A 14,122-nucleotide genomic window follows, 5' to 3' on the forward strand; every position below is an offset into this window, starting at 1 on the left:
TGTATCTAATTACAGGTAACTGAAACGAAAGATATTTTTTATGCACATCATAATCCGTTATTAAACGCGGAAGAGAGACGTGAATTGTTGATGATGAGAAGAAGAAATGATGAGTAGAGTATCCATATAAAATCCTTTTCTCGCCCGAAAATCCATTCCAATGATGAGGAACTTCAGGAATACGGCATAAATCCCAATGCCTTTTTCAAAATAAATTAGGATTAAAATAATTAAATCAGTAAATTCCGATGCATGATATCGGATTTTTCGAAAGTCCTGATGAAATGCAGCGTTACTGTACTCACGGATTCAATTGTTATTCCTAATATATCTATGAATTAATGTTTTATAAGGATTTCCTTATAACCATTTATATGTATTTGCAAGCCTGTCTTGTCGCGAAGAATGTATAAAGCACTAAGGTAATAATAATTGCGGTCTGCAACTATCATCATTGGTATTGTTTGTGGTGGATTTTAATATTGACAACAGTACAGTTCTTATATCTATTAATAATAGAAAGGGATCTACAACTTATAGGTTGGTATAGCTTTATGGAAAAAGACTATTTGGGAATTAGTAGTACTGTATTGGTGAGCTTATTGTTTGGGCTTGCATTCGTTTTGGTAAATAGTTGGTTTAATCAGCCAACCGTTGAGGAGGTTGTTCCACGATCAACCTATCTAATGGTTATGATTGCTTTATTTTTTATCGATACCGTTGCATTTATTTTCATGCAATTGTATTTCATTTATGATCGTGTGCAATTTTCAAACTGTATACTTAGTTTAGCGTTTCTGAGTTGTTTGATTTACTTTGTTAAAACTGTCATTATCATTCAGCAATTTATTGAGGGGCATTTGATAAGCAGCGTTGTACAAAATGATATTGCAATTTATTATTTGTTTCGTCAGATGAGTTTGTGCATGTTAATATTGCTAGCGCTGGTGAATAAAGTTAGTGAAAACAATAAGAAACGCTGTTTTTTTTCCAAAAAAATGACATTGTGTATAAGCCTGTTTTTTATTTTTGGGGGGGCGGCAGTTGCTCACATGCTAAGTAGTCATTATGATGACTACAGTTTACATATTGCCGAGTTAACCAATGAAAATGGTCAGGTAGTCTGGAAAACCTCATATGTTACCATAATGATTTTCATGTGGTTAATCTTGCTTTTGGTTAATCTATACTTTAATGGTTTACGCTGTGATATCTGGAATGGAGTATCAGTGATTGCTTTCTGTGCCGTGCTGTATAATATCTCTCTGTTATTTATGAGCAGGTATAGTGTGTCCACTTGGTATATTAGCCGCACTATTGAAGTAGTCAGTAAATTAACCGTTATGGTAATATTTATGTGCCATATTTTCAGTGCGCTACGAGTAACAAAGAACATTGCCCATCGCGATCCATTAACTAATATATTTAACAGGAATTATTTTTTCAATGAACTGAAGGCTCAATCAGCATCAGCCCAAAAAACGTCTTATTGTGTCATGATTATGGATATCGATCACTTTAAAAAAGTTAACGATACGTGGGGGCATCCGGTTGGCGATCAGGTGATAAAAACAGTGGTGAGCATCATTGGGAAAAGCATACGACCAAATGACCTTTTAGCACGCGTTGGCGGCGAAGAGTTTGGCGTCTTGCTGACGGAGACCGATACTGAAAGCGCGAAAGTTTTAGCCGAAAGGATAAGGGCAAATGTAGAGCGTTTGACAGGCGATAATCCTGAATACGCCATACCGCAAAAAGTGACGATTAGCATTGGCGCTGTGGTGACTCAGGGAAGTGCGTTAAATCCGAATGAAATCTATCGAATGGCTGATAATGCACTATATGAAGCGAAAGAAACCGGACGTAATAAGATAGTTGTAAAAGAGGCAGAAATTCTTATCAACTGCAAGGATGATGATTGAGTTTGTCGCCAGTTGTCGAACCCCGGTCGGGGCTTTTCATCCCCCGGTGTGTGCAATATTCGAAAAAAAAGCCCGTACTTTCGTACGAGCTCTTCTTTAAATATGGCGGTGAGGGGGGGATTGACTCGCTTCGCTCGCCCTGCGGGCAGCCCGCTCACTGCGTTCTCGGTCTGTCCAACTGGCTGTCGCCAGTTGTCGAACCCCTGTCGGGGCTTCTCATCCCCCCGGTGTGTGCAATATACGAAAAAAAAGCCCGTACTTTCGTACGAGCTCTTCTTTAAAGATGGCGGTGAGGGGGGGATTGACTCGCTTCGCTCGCCCTGCGGGCAGCCCGCTCACTGCGTTCTCGGTCTGTCCAACTGGCTGTCGCCAGTTGTCGAACCCCTGTCGGGGCTTCTCATCCCCCCGGTGTGTGCAATATACGAAAAAAAAGCCCGTACTTTCGTACGAGCTCTTCTTTAAAGATGGCGGTGAGGGGGGGATTCGAACCCCCGATACGTTGCCGTATACACACTTTCCAGGCGTGCTCCTTCAGCCACTCGGACACCTCACCAAATTGTCGTTCCTGTCTTGCTGGAACGGGCGCTAATTTAGGGAAATCATGACCTGAGGTCAACAAACTTTTTAAAAAAATCGCGCGTTTATTCAAACTTCAATCAATATGCAGTTTTAATAAGCGAAATCTGCTTTTTTTGCCACCGACCACGGATTTGTTATGCTGGTGGCCTTTGTAGATCATAACGATAAGTGCGAATAAATTTCGCGCAACGCTTTTCGGGAGTCAGTATGGACATCATCTTTTATCACCCAACGTTCGATACCCAATGGTGGATTGAGGCACTGCGCAAAGCTATTCCTCAGGCAAGAGTCAGAGCATGGAAAAGCGGAGATAATGACTCTGCTGATTATGCTTTAGTCTGGCATCCTCCTGTTGAAATGCTGGCAGGGCGAGATCTTAAAGCGGTGTTTGCACTCGGGGCCGGTGTTGATTCTATTTTGAGCAAGTTACAGGCTCACCCTGATATGCTGAAACCTTCTGTTCCACTTTTTCGCCTGGAAGATACCGGTATGGGCGAGCAAATGCAGGAATATGCTGTCAGTCAGGTGCTGCATTGGTTTCGACGTTTTGACGATTATCGCATTCAGCAAAATAGTTCGCATTGGCAACCGCTGCCTGAATATCATCGGGAAGATTTTACCATCGGCATTTTGGGCGCAGGCGTACTGGGCAGTAAAGTTGCACAGAGTCTGCAAACCTGGCGCTTCCCGCAGCGTTGCTGGAGTCGAACCCGTAAATCGTGGCCTGGCGTGCAAAGTTTTGCCGGACGGGAAGAACTTTCTGCATTTCTGAGCCAATGCCGGGTATTGATTAATTTGTTACCGAATACCCCTGAAACCGTCGGCATTATTAATCAACAATTAATCGAAAAATTACCGGATGGCGCGTATCTCCTCAACCTGGCGCGTGGTGTTCATGTCGTGGAAGATGACCTGCTCGCGGCGCTGGATAGCGGCAAAGTTAAAGGTGCAATGCTGGATGTTTTTAATCGCGAACCCTTACCGCCGGAAAGTCCGCTCTGGCAACATCCACGCGTGGCGATAACACCACATGTCGCCGCGATTACCCGTCCCGCTGAAGCTGTGGAGTACATTTCTCGCAACATTGCCCAGCTCGAAAAAGGGGAGAGGGTCTGCGGGCAAGTCGACCGCGCACGTGGCTACTAATAAAGCATCAGGTTTCCTGCTATCCTTGGCGGGAATTGAATACAGGAGAGAGTTATGTATCCCGTCGACCTTCATATGCATACCGTTGCCAGCACGCATGCATATAGCACATTGAGTGATTACATTGCCCAGGCCAAACAAAAGGGCATTAAACTTTTTGCGATCACCGATCATGGCCCGGATATGGAAGATGCGCCGCATCACTGGCACTTCATTAACATGCGTATCTGGCCGCGAGTGGTTGATGGGGTAGGGATCCTGCGCGGCATCGAAGCTAACATTAAAAATGTTGATGGTGAAATTGACTGCAGCGGCAAAATGTTTGATTCGCTGGATCTGATTATTGCCGGTTTTCATGAGCCGGTGTTTGCGCCGCATGACAAAGCGACCAATACGCAAGCGATGATCGCCACTATCGCCAGCGGCAATGTGCATATAATAAGCCATCCCGGAAATCCGAAATATGAAATAGATGTTAAAGCCGTTGCTGAAGCAGCTGCGAAACATCAGGTGGCGCTGGAAATCAATAATTCCTCATTTTTACACTCACGTAAGGGCAGTGAAGACAACTGTCGTGCGGTAGCCGCAGCGGTACGTGACGCTGGAGGTTGGGTGGCATTAGGCTCGGATTCTCACACCGCGTTTACCATGGGTGAATTTGAAGAGTGTCTTAAAATCCTCGACGCGGTAGATTTTCCGCCAGAGCGCATTTTGAATGTTTCTCCGCGCCGCTTACTGAACTTCCTTGAATCTCGTGGTATGGCACCGATTGCGGAATTTGCAGACCTTTAATTACTAGTCATGGAAATATATTAATGAACGAGTTTTCTATCCTCTGTCGTGTGCTGGGTTCGCTCTATTACCGCCAACCGCAAGATCCTTTACTGGTGCCGCTGTTTACCCTGATTCGTGAGGGGAAACTGGCTGCGAACTGGCCACTGGAGCAGGATGAGTTACTGACACGTTTACAGAAAAGCTGTGATATGGCGCAAGTCTCTGCCGAATACAATGCGTTGTTTATCGGCGATGAATGTGCTGTGCCGCCATATCGTAGCGCATGGGTTGAGGGCGCGACGGAAGCGGAAGTGCGCGCTTTTCTTTCCGAACGAGGGATGCCATTAGCGGATACGCCAGCCGATCACATCGGTACATTGCTGCTCGCGGCTTCCTGGCTGGAAGATCAGTCAACGGAAGATGAGAGCGAAGCACTGGAAACACTGTTCAGTGAGTATCTGTTACCCTGGTGTGGTGCGTTCCTTGGCAAAGTGGAGGCCCATGCAACTACGCCTTTCTGGCGCACCATGGCACCGCTAACCCGCGATGCTATTAGTGCAATGTGGGACGAGCTGGAAGAAGATTCTGAAGAGTAAATGTGATCTCCATCACTCATAACTGCAACAGATAATTTGTTGTTGCATAAAATGTGTGCTCGATCTCATTCATGGCCGCGTTTTCTGCTATCATGCGCGGCATGAACATACTTCTCTCTATTGCAATCACAACAGGCATTCTCTCCGGTATCTGGGGATGGGTGGCTGTTTCCCTGGGCTTACTAAGCTGGGCGGGCTTCCTGGGCTGTACGGCCTACTTTGCCTGCCCGCAAGGTGGGCTGAAAGGGCTGGCGATCTCCGCTGCAACCCTGCTTAGTGGCGTGGTGTGGGCGATGGTCATTATTTACGGTAGTGCACTGGCACCACATCTGGAAATTCTCGGTTATGTCATAACCGGTATTGTCGCGTTTCTGATGTGTATTCAGGCGAAACAGCTGCTGCTTTCATTTGTTCCGGGGACGTTTATAGGCGCATGCGCGACGTTTGCCGGGCAGGGTGACTGGAAACTGGTGTTACCTTCGCTGGCGCTTGGACTGGTATTCGGTTACGCAATGAAAAACAGCGGCTTGTGGCTGGCGGCGCGTAGTGCAAAGACGGCTCACCGTGAGCAGCAAATCAAAAATAAAGCGTGAGGGGCACTCACGCTTTCGATTGAACAGTAAAATGCCGGATGATAATTCCGGCATTTTTATCTATCAGGATTCCGGTGGAACCGACATATGGCGGTATTTCACCAGAATGTCATTCTGCCGTTCTGCTTTGTTCTGCAAATCCCAAAGACCGCGGTCGATACCATCATTAATCAGGAAAATGACGCCTGTTTCGATAGCCGACATCAGGCACAGCATAACGGGTTCGTTCGAGGTGTAACCTACTTCCCCTTCCAGTAAGCGCTGGTAGTCAATAAAGCGGAAGACCCCCGCCTGAACTTCATAGGAAAGTATCGTCTTACTGGTGTTCACCGAGGAGAGGATCTCACCGGTACTCACATTGACGACACGCAGGTTCACGGCAATCTGATCGAGCTGGTATTGCGTGTCGGCACCGATCCCAAAATATCTTGCACCAACACCGCCCGATTTAACGTTGCTTTCATAACCGATAATCGAACCTTCAACCATGATATTTGCCGCCGTTAAAGATTGCAGCGGGATTCGGTTATTAATGGCAACCGTGCCGTTTTCTTGTGCTGCACGAATAATCTTGCGCTCGTTAAGCAGGTTTTGTAAGCCCTGGCGCTCCAGCGGTATAAACCAGCGAGAATCTTTCAATGCCGTGACCAGCATTGCCGTGGCGCTTTGCGGAACAGCAGTGGAGAAGTTACTTGCCGGGTAGGGTTTAAATTGCCCGGTTTCGTCCTGAATGTTGTATACCGAAACAAAGATCTTACCCGTCGGCGCTGGCAGATGGGTCAAATCTTTGTAGCTCTGAGCACGAGGCATTAATGTCGGTCTGGCGGCTTCTTTAGGCGGGGCGGTTAAGCATCCGCTCAGTAACATGACGGCAACCAAAAGAAATAAGCGCTGCATGATTATTTTCCTTATGAAGCTGGGGCTTAAAAATCGGTTGAGTTATTTTGTAAACCCGAAACCTGGATGGTCGAGGTTTGTCCGGTTTTGCGATCCGTCACATTCAACTGCAATTGACCATCGCGGTTAGCGATATCGACAATATAATCGTTGGTCACCATGCGGCCCGGTTTACCGGTATTAATATTCGACAGTAGCCCACCTAAAATTTGTGACTGGATGGCCTGGGTAAAGTTATCTAACGCTGATGGCGTTTCAATACCAAAGTCATCGTTATAGCTCGGATCTTTATAAGAGTTTTGTGCCTGGGCGCTATTTAATAAAAAAGCACCGTTATTTGGGTTACCACCAAAGTTTGGATTACGGAACTGGAAAGTCATGGTTCCAGCCCAACTTAAAGGCGAAATAAGCATGAGTAGAACTACTGCATGTTTGACACGCATTGCAGCCTCCGAACAATTTTTTATTTAGAATTCATCATGCGCCAAATCGCCCGTACTCAATAACGCCTGATTTATCTGGCGACGATTTAGTGCTTCTTCAGTTTGAATCAGTGCAAAGACGACAGTTTTTTCGAAGTCTCTTTTCAACGGGAATAAAAAAGTCTGGAAAATAACGTCCTGATTGACCGTTATTGTGATCCAACTTCCCCATCGTGCACTGGGCCTTTCATTAATCGTTAAGTTACCCGTATAGTCACTTTCCCATTTATCACTAAAGGCTCGGTAAAAATCATGGCCAATAGATGAAACAGTATGGTCAGTTAACAAGCCCGGGACTTCTACCTCAACGGCGTGAAGATTCCCTGCGGCGAACAGGAATTCTGCCGCCACAATCCAGCGTAAATAACGTTTCATGGCTTTATCGCCTGAGGTTATCGTTTGCCCAGGAAACCGCTTGAGTCCGGTTTTTTACGGCTATCTTCTTGAAAAGATTATAAAGATGCGTTTTAACCGTATTTTCGCTGATGAACAACGAACGAGCGATCTCGTTATTAGACGCGCCGATACGCAGCTTATTCAGGATCTCTTTTTCCCGATGAGTAAGGAGGGCTGATTCCGTGCTGTTATAACGATAGTTACCTGAATGCGTAATCAGGTAACTGGCAAGCTTTTGCGTAAAGTAGCATTCGCCGCGCAGGACGCCTTGCAACCCATTGACAACACGTTCTTGATCCTCCATGGCATAAAAAACGCCGTTGATATGAGGCCAGTTTTCAATGTCGCGGTACGGGTAATCTTCAGGCGTATTTAGCAACAATATTTTGATATTGTTGTTTTTCCTGCTCAAAGTATCCTGCCAATAATGGATAAGCTTTTTATCCGCTTCCATCATATCCAGAAGAATAATAGAACCTGAAGATATATCGTCCAGAGAACGTTGAATATTATGTAATTTTCCTGTAATTGCCAGCGATTGTTTAAGGTGCTGCAAGAGAGCTGTCGCCTGCAAAGAAGGTTTAGTGATCAACAATAATGTATGACCATGGATACTATGGACTTCATTAAACATGATGAAACCCCGCTTTTTTTATTGATCGCACACCTGACAGCTGCCTCTAAAATAGAAGCACCAGAAGTACTGACAGATGTTGCACTGCTGTGTGTAGTAATAAATCAGCCCTAAATGGGTAAAATATAAAACTAATGGATTACATCTGATTTCAATCTAGCCATTACAAATCTTAAATCAAGTGTTAAACATGTAACTAAATGTAACTCGTTATATTAAAATGTTAATCTTAAGGTTTTATTAAGTTTAGAAATGATAGAAAAGTTGTACATTTGGTTTTTCTTGCACAATTTTAAAAAATCATACAAATGGTGCTAACTTTCTAATAATGCATATAAAAAATATTTCGGTGTAGTCCTTTCGTCATGTAAAACGTTCTTGTTTTTTCTCCACACCTCCGTGGACAATTTTTTACTGCAAAAAGACGAGGTTTGTCACGGCTTGTGCGCAAGACATATCGCAGCAATCAGCGACGGGCAAGAAGAATGACTGTCTGGTGATTTTTGATTGCGGAAAACCGAAATTTAAAAGAAAACAAAATATTTTTTTGCGTAGATAACAGCGTATTTACGTGGGTTTTAATACTTTGGTATGAACAAAAAAAGAAAAATACAACGCGCGGGTGAGTTATTAAAAATATTTCCGCAGACATACTTTCCATCGTAACGCAGCGTTAACAAAATACAGGTTGCGTTAACAACCAAGTTGAAATGATTTAATTTCTTAAATGTACGACCAGGTCCAGGGTGACAACATGAAAAACAAATTGTTATTTATGATGTTAACAATACTGGGTGCGCCTGGGATTGCAGCCGCAGCAGGTTATGATTTAGCTAATTCAGAATATAACTTCGCGGTAAATGAATTGAGTAAGTCTTCATTTAATCAGGCAGCCATAATTGGTCAAGCTGGGACTAATAATAGTGCTCAGTTACGGCAGGGAGGCTCAAAACTTTTGGCGGTTGTTGCGCAAGAAGGTAGTAGCAACCGGGCAAAGATTGACCAGACAGGAGATTATAACCTTGCATATATTGATCAGGCGGGCAATGCCAACGATGCCAGTATTTCGCAAGGTGCTTATGGTAATACTGCGATGATTATCCAGAAAGGTTCTGGTAATAAAGCAAATATTACACAGTATGGTACTCAAAAAACGGCAATTGTAGTGCAGAGACAGTCGCAAATGGCTATTCGCGTGACACAACGTTAATTTTCATTCGACTTTTAAATCAATCCGATGGGGGTTTTACATGAAACTTTTAAAAGTAGCAGCAATTGCAGCAATCGTATTCTCTGGTAGCGCTCTGGCAGGTTCTATTCCTCAGTATGGCGGTGGTGGTCACCATGGTGGTGGCGGTAATAATAGCGGCCCAAATTCAGAGCTGAATATTTACCAGTACGGTGGTGGTAACTCTGCACTTGCTCTGCAAACTGATGCTCGTAACTCTGACTTGACGATTACCCAGCACGGTGGCGGTAACGGTGCAGATGTTGGTCAGGGCTCTGATGACAGCTCAATCGATCTGACTCAGCGTGGTTTCGGCAACAGCGCTACTCTTGATCAGTGGAATGGTAAAGATTCTACTATGACTGTTAAACAGTTCGGTGGCGGTAACGGTGCTGCTGTTGACCAGACTGCATCTAACTCCAGCGTTAACGTCACTCAGGTTGGCTTTGGTAACAACGCGACCGCTCATCAGTACTAATACATCCTCTGTATTAAAGAAACAGGGCGCAAGCCCTGTTTTTTTTCGGGAGAAGAATATGAATGCGTTATTACTCCTTGCGGCACTTTCCAGTCAGATAACCTTTAATACGACCCAGCAAGGGGATATGTACACCATTATTCCTGAAGTCACTCTTACTCAATCTTGTCTGTGCAGAGTACAAATATTGTCCCTGCGCGAAGGCAGTTCAGGGCAAAGTCAGACGAAGCAAGAAAAGACCCTCTCATTGCCTGCTAATCAACCCATTGCTTTGACGAAGTTGAGTTTAAATATTTCCCCGGACGATCGGGTGAAAATAGTTGTTACTGTTTCTGATGGACAGTCACTTCATTTATCACAACAATGGCCGCCCTCTTCAGAAAAGTCTTAATTTGTTGAAATATCGAGCATAAGATGAATCTGGAGAGAATGGTCTGCTGCGGATCAGCCAACCTGAAAGTATGGATAACACAACCCTCAAGGATGACTAATCATTGAGGAAATAGAATAAATGTTCAGACCTTTTTTAAACTCTCTTATGCTCGGCAGTTTGTTTTTTCCTTTTATTGCCATCGCAGGAAGCACCGCGCAAGGGGGCGTGATCCATTTTTATGGCCAAATTGTGGAACCGGCATGTGACGTCAGCACCCAGTCATCACCCGTAGAAATGAACTGCCCACAGAATGGCTCTGTTCCGGGCAGAACCTATTCCAGCAAAGCGTTAATGAGCGGCAATGTCAAAAACGCGCAAATAGCCTCAGTAAAAGTGCAGTATCTTGATAAACAGAAAAAGCTGGCTGTAATGAACATCGAATATAACTAAGTTTCTGAACAACTCACCTTGCTGAGCAGAAAAATGCGATTTAACCAAAAAGCCTGCTGTACACTTAAGAAACAAGAAGGTGTAAGGAGGCGTTATGAAAACGCGTATTCATGTTGTGCAGGGTGATATTACCAAACTGGCCGTTGATGTGATTGTGAATGCGGCTAATCCGTCATTAATGGGAGGCGGCGGCGTCGATGGAGCCATTCATCGCGCAGCGGGTCCGGCCCTTCTGGATGCCTGTTTAAAAGTCAGGCAACAGCAGGGCGATTGCCCTACGGGGCATGCCGTTATTACGCTTGCAGGCGATCTTCCCGCTAAAGCCGTAGTGCACACCGTCGGGCCAGTCTGGCGTGGTGGTGAACAAAACGAAGACCAGCTTTTGCAGGATGCCTATCTCAATAGCCTACGACTGGTGGCGGCAAACAGCTATACGTCAGTGGCTTTTCCTGCAATTAGTACTGGGGTTTATGGTTACCCTCGTGCGGCAGCGGCTGAAATCGCAGTAAAAACCGTTTCAGAATTTATTACCCGTCACGCTTTACCCGAACAGGTATACTTTGTCTGTTATGATGAAGAAAACGCCCACCTCTACGAAAGACTCCTTACCCAACAAGGAGATGAATGATTTGCCCCGGCTGGCGAGCGCGGTGCTGCCACTGTGTTCGCAACATCCCGGTCAGTGTGGCCTTTTTCCTCTGGAGAAAAGTCTGGATGCGTTTGCCGCCCGGTATCGTCTGGCCGAAATGGCAGAGCATACGCTGGATGTTCAGTATTACATCTGGCAGGACGATATGTCGGGTCGGTTACTGTTTTCCGCCCTGTTAGCCGCAGCAAAGCGTGGCGTTCGCGTCCGTTTGTTGCTGGACGACAACAATACACCCGGACTTGACGACATTTTACGCTTGCTTGACAGTCATCCCCGCATTGAAGTCCGGCTTTTTAATCCTTTTTCGTTTCGACTGCTACGTCCGCTTGGTTATATCACCGACTTTTCCCGTCTCAATCGCCGTATGCACAATAAAAGTTTCACCGTCGATGGTGTGGTGACTCTGGTGGGGGGACGAAATATTGGTGATGCCTATTTTGGTGCAGGGGAAGAGCCACTTTTTTCGGATTTAGATGTCATGGCAATAGGACCAGTTGTAGAGGACGTTGCCGATGATTTCGCCCGCTACTGGTATTGTAAATCGGTTTCACCCTTACAGCAGGTGCTGGATGTCCCGGAAGGTGAAATGGCGGATCGCATCGAGTTACCCGCCTCCTGGCATGACGATGCCATGACGCATCGTTATTTACGCAAAATGGAATCCAGCCCGTTTATAAATCATCTGGTTGATGGAACGTTGCCGCTTATCTGGGCGAAAACACGTTTATTAAGTGATGATCCGGCGAAAGGGGAAGGCAAGGCAAAACGGCATTCACTGTTACCGCAGCGCCTGTTCGATATCATGGGCTCACCCAGTGAACGCATCGATATTATCTCTTCCTATTTTGTACCGACACGCGCAGGTGTGGCGCAACTCTTACGGATGGTGAGAAAAGGGGTAAAGATTGCGATCCTAACCAATTCTCTTGCCGCTAACGATGTTGCTGTCGTCCATGCCGGATACGCGCGCTGGCGCAAAAAATTGCTCCGCTACGGCGTGGAATTATATGAACTCAAGCCGACGCGTGAACAAAGTAGTACGTTACACGATCGCGGCATAACCGGTAATTCCGGTGCCAGCCTGCATGCTAAAACCTTTAGCATCGATGGTAAAACGGTGTTTATTGGCTCTTTCAATTTCGATCCACGTTCGACATTGCTCAATACTGAAATGGGGTTCGTGATAGAGAGCGAAACGCTGGCACAGTTAATTGATAAACGCTTTATTCAGAGCCAGTATGATGCGGCCTGGCAGCTCCGTCTGGACAGGTGGGGGCGGATCAACTGGGTTGATCGTCATGCAAAGAAAGAAATTGTTCTCAAAAAAGAACCCGCTACCAGTTTCTGGAAGCGGGTTATGGTCAGACTGGCGTCGATATTGCCTGTGGAATGGTTATTGTAAACGCGGCTTAACGGGCTGGTGCTTTATCGTTCTCACGCTTAACAACCGGTTTACCAGAGAACAAAAACTTCAGTAACGGGATGCGTAAATGAATTTCATACAGAATTATCGCAATCCCTACTACGAATATCAGGCCACAGAGAAAACCAAGCCAGTTGGAGGTGATGTGCGGTGTAATGTACGCGCCGAAAAACAGCGTTAACGGGTGGTGAACCAGATAGATAAATAGCGATGCGTTAACAAAGTAAGTCACCCGCGCTGACTGGAAGTTAAGCAAACGGTGGCCGAAGGAGAAGACCACATTCACCATCCACAGACCGAGGACCATGGTGATCACCGACTCGGTTTCGTACATCCAGGCATCGCCACTGCCATAGCGCTGGTTGAGTAAATAAGCGACAAACGCCAATGCTGCTGCAAGGGTACAGCCACGAGACGGCGTGGTAAACAAGGCTTTAAGATGAGGGAAAATGAAAGCCAGTGCGCCGAGGATAAAGAACGGCAAATAAAATAACGTTTGCATGACAATAAAATTGAACATGCCGTTACTCAGAATGGGTGGATACACAATAAAAATCGTTCTTCTTATTACCGCATAACCGATGCCGAGGCACAAAAAAATCACCGATAATTTTACCATCGAGAATTTTTTATTCATTTTATCAGAATTATCTAAATTATTTCTGATGCGTTTAAATATCCATACGCACAGCGTCGTCATGACCACTAGCACCAATAAAAACCACAGATGCGATATTAATTCCCAGGCCAACGTATTATATTTGTCATACAATGACAGTCCAGGCCAACTTTCCGCTTTCCCTTTGACGTATTGCAGCATAATAAATTGCGGCAATGTCAGTAGGGGGATGGCTGTTAACATCGGGATCCCTACACGTTCGACACGTACTTTCCACCATTTTTTCAAGGGATAGCGTAAAAAAAGCATGTAGGAAAAGTACCCGGATATAACGAAAAATACCTGCATGCGGAACGAGTGGATGAAGTCATTAAAAAGGGTCAGCCACAATGACGGTTCGGCGCTATTCACATGCCATGTATGGCTCGAATAGATTAAAGAAATATGAAAAGGGATCCCTAACAACATCAGCCAGGCGCGGATGGAGTCGAGGAAATATTCACGTTGCGCGGGTACTGGATTCATATATGGTTAACTAATCTCGGATTTTTCGTCTTATCCCTGTCGGGTTATGCCTTTAGGCTTGTTGCCATAGCGACACCGACCTGACCGCGCCAGACGCAGGCTTCAAGGTTTTTATGCATAGCATCATCGCTACCACTAACCAGAATGGAAGCGTCTGTAAGACGGTTGATAAATAAATTTGCTGGCAAACCCTACACGAAGTCGATGCTTCTGTCTTTAGGAGAAGCACGGAAAGTGAAAACGGTTGCAATCAGGTGCTTAATCCATGAGCCAGCGTGTTGAACGATACCGGGATTCTGTTGTCGGAATGGCTGGTTATCCATTAAAATAGATCGGATCGATATAAGCACACAAAGGG

General features: G+C 45.4%; 16 protein-coding genes and 1 tRNA gene. 11 read left to right on the forward strand and 6 right to left on the reverse strand.

All coding sequences use genetic code 11. The features are described from left to right. The first annotated feature begins 554 nt into the window (after positions 1-554). Positions 555-1,922 (forward strand): GGDEF domain-containing protein, encoded by a 1,368-nt coding sequence (locus BEB54_RS05670; RefSeq protein WP_000409829.1) that lies wholly within the window; start codon positions 555-557, stop codon positions 1,920-1,922. Between the two features lie 465 nt (positions 1,923-2,387). Here BEB54_RS05670 and BEB54_RS05685 read toward each other — a convergent pair. Then, positions 2,388-2,475: transfer RNA gene (locus tag BEB54_RS05685), tRNA-Ser, on the reverse strand. 233 nt (positions 2,476-2,708) lie between these two features. Here BEB54_RS05685 and ghrA point away from each other — a divergent pair. The 4 genes from ghrA (at position 2,709) to BEB54_RS05705 (ending at position 5,610) form a co-directional block, all read left to right on the forward strand. Then, entirely contained in the window at positions 2,709-3,647 is a 939-nt protein-coding gene (ghrA, locus tag BEB54_RS05690; RefSeq protein WP_105277109.1) for a glyoxylate/hydroxypyruvate reductase GhrA, read from the forward strand. Positions 3,648-3,701: 54 nt separating this feature from the next. Then, entirely contained in the window at positions 3,702-4,439 is a 738-nt protein-coding gene (ycdX, locus tag BEB54_RS05695) for a zinc-binding phosphatase (RefSeq protein ID WP_000283664.1), read from the forward strand. A gap of 23 nt (positions 4,440-4,462) precedes the next feature. Then, positions 4,463-5,017, forward strand: coding sequence for a molecular chaperone YcdY (ycdY, locus tag BEB54_RS05700; protein WP_001001911.1), 555 nt, complete (start codon positions 4,463-4,465; stop codon positions 5,015-5,017). A gap of 101 nt (positions 5,018-5,118) precedes the next feature. Then, a complete protein-coding gene (locus tag BEB54_RS05705) occupies positions 5,119-5,610 on the forward strand; it encodes a DUF1097 domain-containing protein (RefSeq protein WP_001340063.1) in 492 nt (163 codons plus the stop codon). A 63-nt stretch (positions 5,611-5,673) separates the two neighbouring features. On the opposite strand, the gene csgG is transcribed toward BEB54_RS05705, so the two are convergent. Genes csgG through csgD form a run of 4 tightly spaced genes read right to left on the reverse strand, consistent with a single transcriptional unit; the run spans position 5,674 to position 8,019 of the window. Then, positions 5,674-6,507, reverse strand: a complete 834-nt coding sequence (gene csgG / locus BEB54_RS05710; RefSeq protein ID WP_001189321.1) for a curli production assembly/transport protein CsgG — start codon at positions 6,505-6,507, stop codon at positions 5,674-5,676. Between the two features lie 26 nt (positions 6,508-6,533). Further along, positions 6,534-6,950 (reverse strand): curli production assembly/transport protein CsgF, encoded by a 417-nt coding sequence (gene csgF, locus BEB54_RS05715; RefSeq protein WP_001264088.1) that lies wholly within the window; start codon positions 6,948-6,950, stop codon positions 6,534-6,536. Between the two features lie 24 nt (positions 6,951-6,974). Further along, entirely contained in the window at positions 6,975-7,364 is a 390-nt protein-coding gene (gene csgE, locus BEB54_RS05720; protein WP_000833288.1) for a curli production assembly/transport protein CsgE, read from the reverse strand. A gap of 4 nt (positions 7,365-7,368) precedes the next feature. After that, positions 7,369-8,019, reverse strand: a complete 651-nt coding sequence (gene csgD, locus BEB54_RS05725; protein WP_000481500.1) for a biofilm master transcriptional regulator CsgD — start codon at positions 8,017-8,019, stop codon at positions 7,369-7,371. 754 nt (positions 8,020-8,773) lie between these two features. Between csgD and csgB the strand changes: the two genes are divergently transcribed. The 6 genes from csgB (at position 8,774) to clsC (ending at position 12,599) form a co-directional block, all read left to right on the forward strand. After that, a complete protein-coding gene (csgB, locus tag BEB54_RS05740; RefSeq protein WP_001360656.1) occupies positions 8,774-9,229 on the forward strand; it encodes a curli minor subunit CsgB in 456 nt (151 codons plus the stop codon). Positions 9,230-9,269: 40 nt separating this feature from the next. Further along, on the forward strand, positions 9,270-9,725 hold the full coding sequence (csgA, locus tag BEB54_RS05745; protein WP_000771422.1) for a curli major subunit CsgA: 456 nt from the start codon (positions 9,270-9,272) through the stop codon (positions 9,723-9,725). 58 nt (positions 9,726-9,783) lie between these two features. Further along, positions 9,784-10,116 (forward strand): curli assembly chaperone CsgC, encoded by a 333-nt coding sequence (csgC, locus tag BEB54_RS05750; protein WP_000992818.1) that lies wholly within the window; start codon positions 9,784-9,786, stop codon positions 10,114-10,116. A gap of 120 nt (positions 10,117-10,236) precedes the next feature. Further along, positions 10,237-10,548: a protein YmdA gene (gene ymdA / locus BEB54_RS05755; RefSeq protein WP_000489582.1), complete on the forward strand. Its 312-nt coding sequence runs from the start codon at positions 10,237-10,239 to the stop codon at positions 10,546-10,548. A gap of 94 nt (positions 10,549-10,642) precedes the next feature. Continuing rightward, a complete protein-coding gene (gene ymdB, locus BEB54_RS05760) occupies positions 10,643-11,176 on the forward strand; it encodes an O-acetyl-ADP-ribose deacetylase (protein WP_000857405.1) in 534 nt (177 codons plus the stop codon). Continuing rightward, a complete protein-coding gene (gene clsC / locus BEB54_RS05765; protein ID WP_001353293.1) occupies positions 11,118-12,599 on the forward strand; it encodes a cardiolipin synthase ClsC in 1,482 nt (493 codons plus the stop codon). The genes ymdB and clsC overlap by 59 nt, the downstream gene beginning before the upstream one ends. 7 nt (positions 12,600-12,606) lie before the next feature. Here the strand turns inward: clsC and mdoC are convergent, their stop codons facing one another. Continuing rightward, positions 12,607-13,764, reverse strand: coding sequence for a glucans biosynthesis protein MdoC (mdoC, locus tag BEB54_RS05770; RefSeq protein ID WP_105277110.1), 1,158 nt, complete (start codon positions 13,762-13,764; stop codon positions 12,607-12,609). Between the last annotated feature and the right edge of the window lie 358 nt (positions 13,765-14,122).

Origin of the sequence: Escherichia sp. MOD1-EC6021 (assembly GCF_002965245.1) — a bacterium.
Lineage (GTDB): Bacteria > Pseudomonadota > Gammaproteobacteria > Enterobacterales > Enterobacteriaceae > Escherichia > Escherichia coli_F.